The following is a 2539-nucleotide window of genomic DNA, read 5'->3' on the forward strand; positions in this document are numbered from 1 at the left end:
GATAAATCTAAATTAGTTCTTTGTACTTTTAGTAAATCCATTTTATAATACCAAGCTTGGTAACGTTCTCTATTGTTTAAGTAATTACTATAAGATTTGTATCCAAGATAATTAGAGAGTAAGTTTAGCGTTTTTTTAGAAGGATTGCTTTTTGGTAAAAAACCATAGATTCTTCGAAAAGTATTATAAGAAATTTCATCAGCAATTACAGAATTAATACTTTCTTTTAATACTTTTAATTTTTTTACACTTGTTACATTTATTTTAGATTTATCTCTAATATCAATTATAAGCTGCATAAATTCATCTTCCATATATAAGGTTGTTTTACCAAAAATACATAAATAACACAACTTGAGCTATATATGGGCTATTATTTTTGTTTTAGTTCACTAAATTTACTTTTTTTAAAAGTAAAGAAAAGTAGAAAGCTAAAATCTCTTACAAACTTTAATTTTTTGAGTTTGTTAGCGATTAATAAGAACAATATGAGTTGTCCAAAGTGTAAAAACAAAAGAAAATTACAAAAAAGATATCGTAGGCCTATTTATTTAAGATTATTATACGGTAGTAAACTTTACAGATGTTATCATTGCAATACTTTCTATATTAAATTTTTAGGAGTTACATTTAATGTTCCAATTAATTTGGGTTATTAGGTAGTTAGCAGAATACTCCCTGTTTTTAATTTTTTCTGTTTAAAGGATACAATTCTTGTTGTACAAAACCTTTAGGGAAATCTTCATCACCAGTAAACCCCAATTCAATATCTCTACCAGAATATGGAATGTAATTGGTTTTAAACAAATAATCCCAAATACTTAAAGTTAAGCCGAAGTTGACTCCATATTTACGTTCTTCTGGCAAGGCTTTAGAATGATGCCAGATGTGCATTCTAGGGTTGTTAAAGATGTATTTGAGCCAACCATAATCCCAATTGATATTCGCATGATTTAAGTGCCCAATGGCAATGTTAAAAAAATGAACAAAAGCGACATCTTGCGCAGAAAAACCACCAATAATCGCTAGAGGAATGTATTTCAGAGAATTATACACTACAGGTTCCATCCAATGATAGCGCAAATGTGCAGCAAACCCCATTTCTTTTACAGAGTGATGCACTTTGTGGAAATTCCATAAAAACTCAACTCGATGCAAAAGTCGGTGTGTCCACCATTGTACAAAATCTACGACTATAAAAAAGAGAAATATTCTTGCAAAAAAGGGCAGTGTATTAATTTCTAAGAGTTTAAAATTAGCCATAGACAACCCTACAACCCCTAAAATATCATTAAAGAGTGCTGCAGCTGTATTCGACAGTGCTATTAGAACAATTAGGTTTAATAAAAAGAAATTAAAAAACATGTAAAAGGTATCTAACCAAAAATCTTTACGAAACAAAGATTGATTTTTACGCCAAGGAAACAAGGCTTCTAAACCCCAAACCACCAAAGATATTAGGAGCAAGCCATAAAAATAGTTTTCCCAATTCAACTCCATCAACACAGATTGTTTGATGTAGTTCCAATAATCGGAATACGAGTTTTTTATGATGTCGATGTACTTGTTCATGGCATCAGCAAAGATACAAAATGAGTCAATGGTAAAAAGAAATACTTCGTTATTTTTTCTCTTAAAATAGTTAGTGTTTCTAAGGCTTTTCTAAAAATTGGATTTTAAAAAAATGCTCATAACGTGTTGATAAATTCATTTTAAAAAGCCTAAATAAATAGTATCTTTACAAAAACAAAAAAGCCTTAGAGACTGTTGCTTTAAGACCTTTTTAAAAACGGTAACACTTTAAAAGCGTTAAAATTTTGTTCTGCAATTCAAAATTACAACTCTTTTTTAGCTTACCAAAATTTATTTCGTTAAAAATAAAGCAGTGCAACAGGCTGCACTTTTGGTAAAAACATGACTTAATTTTTCTTGTGTAAACCTCCTGTATGTAAAAGTATTACATATAGTTTACCTGCGTAAAGCCGTATGTGGGTGGGCCTAACTATGGCAGAGTTTTAAAAGCGCGCTAAAAAAGGTGTCTGCATTGCTACCTTATGCAAAGCAATGCAATTTCAAATTAAAATAATGAGTATAAAATTTAAGACATTAGCGAGGAAAAATCCTCAAGACTTAACAGCAACGCCAAAATATTATGCGGCTGTTACACCGAATGGAAGTGTAGACTTCGAAACTTTAGCAGAAATGATTTCTGAACAATGTACGGTAACCGATACAGACTGCTTAGCAGTACTAAATGTATTGGAAAAAAACATTGTACGCGAGTTAAAAGAAGGGCGTATTGTACGTTTGGGTAAATTAGGTAATTTTCAAGTAGGCTTAAGCTCAGAGGGTTTTGATACGCCAGAAGAGGTAACCTCAGAGGCAGTAAAGAAAACAAGAATTTTGTTTCGACCTGCCAAGAAAATGCGCGAATTGTTAAGTGTCTTAACCTTTCAGAAAGCGAGTTAATTTTTTAATTTCGTTTTAGGCAAAAGCCCCAATAACTTCGGTTGTTGGGGCTTTTTTATGCCCTTTTCTT

General features: G+C 31.2%; 2 protein-coding genes and 1 pseudogene. 1 reads left to right on the top strand and 2 read right to left on the bottom strand.

Annotated elements, in window-relative coordinates:
* Together ACTG3S_RS04550 and ACTG3S_RS04555 are read right to left on the bottom strand one after the other, a co-directional pair.
* Nucleotides 1-314: pseudogene (locus ACTG3S_RS04550) on the bottom strand (hypothetical protein); the annotation flags it as partial.
* Nucleotides 315-684: 370 nt separating this feature from the next.
* Nucleotides 685-1572: a sterol desaturase family protein gene (locus ACTG3S_RS04555; RefSeq protein ID WP_439128189.1), complete on the bottom strand. Its 888-nt coding sequence runs from the start codon at nt 1570-1572 to the stop codon at nt 685-687.
* A 513-nt stretch (nt 1573-2085) separates the two neighbouring features.
* On the opposite strand from ACTG3S_RS04555, the gene ACTG3S_RS04560 reads away from it, so the two are divergent.
* Nucleotides 2086-2469 (top strand): HU family DNA-binding protein, encoded by a 384-nt coding sequence (locus ACTG3S_RS04560; RefSeq protein WP_439128190.1) that lies wholly within the window; start codon nt 2086-2088, stop codon nt 2467-2469.
* The last annotated feature ends 70 nt before the right edge of the window (nt 2470-2539 follow it).

This window comes from Polaribacter sp., assembly GCF_965656025.1.
Classification (GTDB): Bacteria; Bacteroidota; Bacteroidia; order Flavobacteriales; family Flavobacteriaceae; genus Polaribacter.